The sequence below is a fragment of the uncultured Cetobacterium sp. genome (assembly GCF_947039425.1).
In the GTDB taxonomy this organism is placed as follows: domain Bacteria; phylum Fusobacteriota; class Fusobacteriia; order Fusobacteriales; family Fusobacteriaceae; genus Cetobacterium_A.
The window spans coordinates 1-6,679 of record NZ_CAMQYW010000088.1 but is presented as its reverse complement, the minus strand read 5'-3'; the positions used below and the strand labels follow the sequence as shown (position 1 = coordinate 6,679).

At 28.5% G+C, this 6,679-nt stretch carries 7 protein-coding genes and 1 pseudogene; all 8 read left to right on the top strand.

Going from position 1 to position 6,679, the window contains the following annotated elements:
* Window positions 1–835: pseudogene (locus tag Q0V09_RS06050) on the top strand (phospho-sugar mutase); the annotation flags it as partial.
* Between the two features lie 17 nt (window positions 836–852).
* Window positions 853–1,932 (top strand): radical SAM family heme chaperone HemW, encoded by a 1,080-nt coding sequence (hemW, locus tag Q0V09_RS06045; RefSeq protein WP_297487672.1) that lies wholly within the window; start codon window positions 853–855, stop codon window positions 1,930–1,932.
* 21 nt (window positions 1,933–1,953) lie between these two features.
* Window positions 1,954–2,625 carry a YggS family pyridoxal phosphate-dependent enzyme gene (locus Q0V09_RS06040; protein WP_297405783.1) on the top strand — a complete coding sequence of 224 codons (672 nt, stop codon included), beginning with the start codon at window positions 1,954–1,956 and terminating at the stop codon, window positions 2,623–2,625.
* Between the two features lie 13 nt (window positions 2,626–2,638).
* Complete coding sequence (sepF, locus tag Q0V09_RS06035) at window positions 2,639–3,148, top strand: cell division protein SepF (protein ID WP_297487670.1); 510 nt, start codon at window positions 2,639–2,641, stop codon at window positions 3,146–3,148.
* 16 nt (window positions 3,149–3,164) lie between these two features.
* Window positions 3,165–4,157, top strand: coding sequence for a 7-cyano-7-deazaguanine synthase (locus Q0V09_RS06030; RefSeq protein ID WP_297405787.1), 993 nt, complete (start codon window positions 3,165–3,167; stop codon window positions 4,155–4,157).
* Window positions 4,158–4,278: 121 nt separating this feature from the next.
* A complete protein-coding gene (locus Q0V09_RS06025; RefSeq protein ID WP_297405788.1) occupies window positions 4,279–5,202 on the top strand; it encodes a CBS domain-containing protein in 924 nt (307 codons plus the stop codon).
* A gap of 10 nt (window positions 5,203–5,212) precedes the next feature.
* A complete protein-coding gene (locus Q0V09_RS06020; protein WP_297405789.1) occupies window positions 5,213–6,490 on the top strand; it encodes an ArsB/NhaD family transporter in 1,278 nt (425 codons plus the stop codon).
* A 68-nt stretch (window positions 6,491–6,558) separates the two neighbouring features.
* On the top strand, window positions 6,559–6,679 hold a 121-nt coding region (locus Q0V09_RS06015), incomplete at its 3' end, for a MerR family DNA-binding transcriptional regulator (RefSeq protein WP_297487675.1).

Here is a 6,679-nt window from a genome sequence, read left to right as displayed (position 1 = left end):
AGTTGGTGCAAATATTTGTATGGCAAATGATCCTGATGCAGATAGAATTGGTGTCGCTGTTAAAGACTCTAATAATAACTGGATATATCCCAATGGAAACCAAATAGGTCTTTTACTTATGAACTATATTCTTGAAAATAAAAAAGATATTCCTAAAAATGCTGCTGTTGTATCAACTGTTGTTTCAACTCCAATGCTTGATCCAATTGCAAAGGAAAAAGGTGTAACTATTTTTAGAACTTTAACTGGTTTTAAATTTATTGGAGAAAAAATTAGAGAGTTTGAAGAGGGAGTTTATGATGCCACTTTCCTTATGGGATTTGAAGAATCTTATGGTTATCTTGTAGGTACTCATGCTAGAGATAAGGACGCTGTTGTTTCAACTCTTTTAATAGCTGAAATGGCTGCCTATTATAACTCTAAAGGATCATCTATCTCTTTAGAGCTTGGAAAATTATATAAAAAATTTGGCTTCTATAGAGAAGGAATAAGTGCTGTTACTAAGAAAGGTAAAGAGGGCGTTCAAGAGATTACTGATATTATGAACAGATTAAGAGATAATGATTTTGAAACTCTTCTTGGTAAAAAAGTTATTATAAAAAAAGACTTTAATACACAAATAGAAAATAACTATCTTACTAATAATAAAATAGATATTACTCTACCAAAATCTAATGTTATTCAGTTTATTTTAGAAGATGAAACTTATATTACTGCTAGACCTTCTGGAACTGAGCCAAAGATTAAATATTACTTCTGTGTTATTGGAAATACAGAAAATAGTGCTAACTTAAAGTTAGCTGAAACAATGAAAGAGTTTGAAGCTTTCATTTAATAGCAATGGAGGTTTTTATGTTAAATGGAGTATATATTCATATTCCTTTTTGTCTTAATAAATGTGCTTACTGTGATTTTTTATCTTTTAAATCAACAACGGTTGATAGAGATGAATATGTTAATGCACTTATTAAAGAGATAAAATTATATCCTAACTTTTCTTATGAAAGTGTATACTTTGGGGGAGGAACTCCTTCCCTACTTTCACCTTCACAAGTTAAAAGTATTTTAGATAATTTTAATATTTTGCCTAAAGGCGAGGTTACTTTAGAAGTTAATCCTAAAACTGTTGATTTCAATAAATTTATACAGTTTAAAGAAGCTGGAATCAATAGAATTAGTATTGGAATTCAAAGTTTTGATGAAAGTAACTTAAAAACCTTAGGTAGACTTCACTCTTCAAAAGAGGGAGAAGAAGCATATCTTTTAGCTAGAAAAGCTGGATTTAAAAATATTAGTCTTGACCTTATGTTTTCTCTTCCAAATCAAACAATAGATAATTTACAAAAGGATTTAGACAAACTTTTTTCTTTACATCCTGAACATTTTTCTATCTATTCTTTAATTTGGGAAGAGGGTACTGAGTTTTTTAAAAAATTAGAAAAGGGTGAATTTAAAGAAACTGATAATGAATTAGAAGCTTCTATGTATGAACTTATTATTTCTCAAGCTAAAAAACATGGTTATGAACACTATGAAATTTCAAATTTTGCTCTTCCTGGAAAAAGAGCACTTCATAATACTAAATATTGGAAAAATGAGGAGTATTTAGGACTAGGTCTTGGAGCTTCTGGTTATTATAAAAATATACGTTATAAAAATAACTTAACCTTTAATGATTATTATGATAAAATACAAAATGGAATCCGTCCTATTTTAGAAGAGGAGTTTGTTTCAGAAAAAGAAAAAGAGATATATGAATATATTTTAGGATTACGAATTATTCCTGATGGAATTTTCCCTAAAGGTGATTACATAGCTCTTTGTGATTCTTTAGTTAAAAATGGAAATTTAATTAAAAAATCTCAAAATAACTACTGTCTCTCTCAAAGAGGGGTTCTAATTGCCAATGATGTTTTTAATGAATTTATATGAATTTACAAGGAGGATATTAAAGTGAGTATTTCAACAAATATTAATACTATTTTAAATGACATTAAAACTTACTCTCCCTATCCTGAGAAAGTTGAACTTATAGCTGTTACTAAATACGTTGACTGTGATACTATAAGAGAAGTATTAGAAAGTGGTGCTATTAATTTAGGTGAAAATAGAGTACAACTTGTTACTAAAAAACATGAGGAACTTCTTTCTTTTCCAAAGGAAAAAAGATGGCACTTTATTGGTAATTTACAAAAAAATAAAGTTAAATATATTGCTGAATTTATTGATACAATTCACTCTGTTAATAAACTTTCTTTAGCTAAAGAAATTGATAAAAGAGCTTTTGAAAATAATAGAAAAATTGATGTTCTTATTGAAATAAACTTATTTGAAGAAGAAACTAAAGAGGGATATGACTATAATGAATTCCTTTCAGATATTCCTCAACTTTTACAACTAGAAAATATCAATATTAAAGGACTTATGACAATGGCTCCCTATACTCCTAATACAGAATATATTAGACAAGGGTTTAGAAAAATAAAAGAACTTAAAGATGAACTTAATATAAAATTCTTTAATAACTCTTTAACTAAACTATCTATGGGAATGAGTAATGACTATAGAATAGCTTTAGAAGAAGGTGCTACTTTTATTAGAATTGGAAGCAAATTATTTGAATAATTAGGAGGAGTTTATGAAAATAGCTAAGTTTAAAAATGTAATTAAAGATTTTACAGATAGTGTTGGTTTAACTTTTGATCCTGAAGAAAATGGATATGATGATATTGATTCACTAGATTCTCAAGAATCTAATATTTCTAAAAACAATGTTATACAAGATGAGCCTTCTCCAATTGCTCACCAAAAATACGAAACTAGAACTGCAGCTCCTGCTCCTGTAGATCCTAAAGATGATGATTCTTGTCAAACTATATTTGTTAATCCTAAAGGATTTTCAGAATGTAAAAAAATAGCAGACTATATAAAAAAAGATAAAGTGGTTACTCTAAATTTAGAGAATGTTAGTGCAAAAGATGCTCAAAGAATCTTAGATTTTTTAAGTGGTTCAATTAGTGTAAAAGAAGCAAAGTGGATTCCAATTAGTAAAAATGTCTTCACTTCTGTTCCTAAAAATATTAATTTCCTTTATGATGGGAAAAATGAATTAAAGCAAAAAACATTCCTAGATATTGACCACGATTAATTGTGGAGGTAAATTAATGAAAGCATTAGCTCTTTTTTCTGGAGGACTTGACAGTGCTCTAGCTATAAAAGTTATAAAAGATCAAGGAATTGAGGTTATAGCGTTAAATTTCGTTTCTCATTTCTTTGGTGGAAAAAATGAAAAAGCTGAAAATATGGCTAATCAATTAGGTGTTCAACTTGAATACGTTAATTTTAGTCAAATTCATACAGACATTTTAAAGGATCCAGTTCATGGACGTGGTAAAAATATGAATCCATGTATTGATTGCCATGCTCTTATGTTTAAAACAGCTGGAGACCTATTAAAAAAATATGACGCTGATTTTATTATATCAGGAGAAGTTTTAGGTCAGAGACCTATGTCACAAAATTATCAGGCTTTAGAAAAGGTTAAAGCAATGGCTCCTGGTCTTGAGGAACTTATTGTTAGACCTCTTTCAGCTAAGCTCCTACCTGAAAGCAAGCCAGAAACTCTTGGTTGGGTTGATAGAGACAAACTTTTAGATATTAATGGAAGAAGTAGAAAAGTTCAAATTGAACTAATGGACCAATATGGTCTTGTTGATTATCCTACTCCTGGTGGAGGATGTTTATTAACAGATCCAGCTTACTCTGCTAGATTAAAAATGCTTGAAAATGATGGTCTATTAGAAGATGAATTCTCACCTTTATTCTATCTTTTTAGAAGCGGAAGAGTTTTCAGATTTGATAAAGGTAGATATTTAATTGTTGGTAGAGAAGAAGCTGATAATAATAAAATACAAGAATTTAAAGAGTTTGGAAATTTATACATAACTAGTCAAGAAGTTTCTGGTCCTGATATTTTAGGATATGGAGATCTTACTCAAGAAGAAAAAGAATTTGCTATTAATGTATTTTCAAGATATTCTAAATATAAAGGTAAAGAAGAGATAAAATTAACAGTTAACAATGAAGATGTAATCTTACCACCAATTGATTTAGATGCACTTAGCATTCTAATAAAAAAATATCAAATTACTATGTAAATCAGAGCAGCCTAATAGCTGCTTTTATTTTTTTCAAAAAAAAATTTTATTATAATATAAAATAGTATATAATAAGTATGTATTAACATATACTAAAAATTGTTAAGGAGGGACAAAACAAATGAAATTGTCCAGTTATCTTTCAGAAAATCTTATTGTACCAAATTTAAAAGGAGATACTTTTGAGGAACTTGTTTCTAATCTAATTGATGAAATTGGAAAAACAAATAAACAAGTAAAATTAGAAAGTGCTCATATGAAAAAAGCCGTTTTTAAAAGAGAAGCAGAAGCTTCTACTTATCTTGGGTCCGGAGTGGCGATTCCCCATGCCAGGCTAGAGTACTTCGATGATATTGTAGTTGCTATTGGATTCCCAGAAAAATCTATTAAAATGAAAACTATAACAAACACAGAAGAAGATCTAAAAATGATTGTTTTAGTTCTTGCTGATGTTCTTAAGAATAAAAACATTTTAAAAATCATGTCAGGAATATCTAGAATGTCTATTAAACAAAAAGATGTTTTAGATCAAATTATCAACTGTAAATGTGCTTCTAAAACTCTTCATATCCTTGATGAAATGAAAATTGAAATTGATCATAATATTACTGCTGAAGATTTATTCACACAGACTCCATGTGCAGTAAAAGTTACAAATACTTTAGAAGATATTGCTAAAAGAATTATTATGGAACAAGTAGCAGGTATTCCTGTTGTTGATGATAATAATAACTTTTTAGGAGAGATTACTGAAAGAGAGCTTATTAGTTTTGGTATGCCAAAACACACTACTGGTCTAAGTGATTTAAGTTTCTTAACAATTGGGGAACCTTTTGAAGACTATTTAGTTAATGAAAAAACAACTACTATTAAAGATATTTATAGAACTGAAAATATTGTTACTATAGATAGAGAAGCTTCACTTATGGAGATTTCATATTTATTTATGAATCGTGGAGTTACTAGAATATATGTTGTTGAAAATAATAAATATATGGGAATAATATTAAGGTCTGATATTATTAAAAAAATTCTCCATATATAGGGAGGTGCTTATGTTTAGCTTGATTGCTGGACTAGTTATATTTATACTTGTTTTTTATTCTATTATTACTGAAAAAATTCCTGGTGCGTGGGCTACTATGATTGGTGGACTAGCCATGGCTATGGTCGGTATTTTTAATGAAGAACAAGCTTTTGAAGCGGTTGCTAGCCGTTTAGAAATTTTATTTTTACTTATTGGTATGATGATTATTGTTCATTTAATATCTGAAACAGGAATCTTTCAATGGTTTGCTATTACTTTAGCAAAATTTGTAAGAGGGGAACCTTTTCTTTTAATTGTTTTATTAGCTATTGTTACTGCAGTTTGCTCTGCATTTTTAGATAATGTGACAACAATTTTATTAATGGCTCCAATATCTATCTTACTAGCAAGTGAATTAAAATTAGATCCATTTCCATTTGTAATTACAGAAATTATGGCTGCAAACATTGGTGGAGCTGCAACTTTAATTGGAGATCCTACACAACTAATTATTGGTCATGAAAGTAAATTAGGATTTAATGATTTCCTATTAAACACATCACCAGTAGCAATAATATCTATGGTTATTTTAATTGTAAATGTATACTTTATTTATGGAAAGGATCTGCATGTTTCTACAGAACTAAAAGCTAGAATAATGGAGATGAACCCTGCTAGAAGTTTAAAAAATAAAACTCTTTTAAAAGAAGCTGGAATTATTTTTTCCCTTGTTATTATTGGTTTTATCTTAAATAACTTTATTAATAAAGGATTGGCAATTATCGCTTTAACTGGAGCTATCTCTTTAGTTATTATAACTAAAAGAAAACCTGAAGACATTTTTAAACATGTTGAATGGGATACTCTATTTTTCTTTATTGGTTTATTTATGTTAGTTTTAGGAATAGAAAAAATTGGTTTAATTGATACTATAGGTGCTAAACTTATTCAAATAACTCAAGGTGACTTTAAGTTAGCTACTATTTCTATTCTTTCTATCTCTGCTATATTTACATCTGTTATTGGAAATGTTGCAAATGCTGCAACTGTTTCAAAAATAATAAATGTAATGACACATGAGTTTCCAAATGTCAATACTCACGCTTTTTGGTGGGCTCTATCTTTTGGATCTTGTCTTGGTGGAAATATATCTATTTTAGGTTCAGCTACAAATGTTGTTGCTGTAGGAGTTGCAAATAAATCTGGTTGTAAAATAGGATTTGTTAAGTTCCTCAAATTTGGACTTTTAATAGCTATCCAAACTTTAATAGTTGCAGGAATATATATTTATTTTAGATATCTTTAAAATACAAAGGTTAGATTTATTTACTAACCTTTTTTATTTATTCAAAATTTAAAGGAGAAAGAAAAATCATGATTTATTCTATAAAAAATGTTGCTGAAAAAACAGGTTTAACAAACTATACTATTAGATATTATGAGAAAATAGGTTTACTTCCACATATAAGTCGAAATAGCAATGGAATTAGAGAAT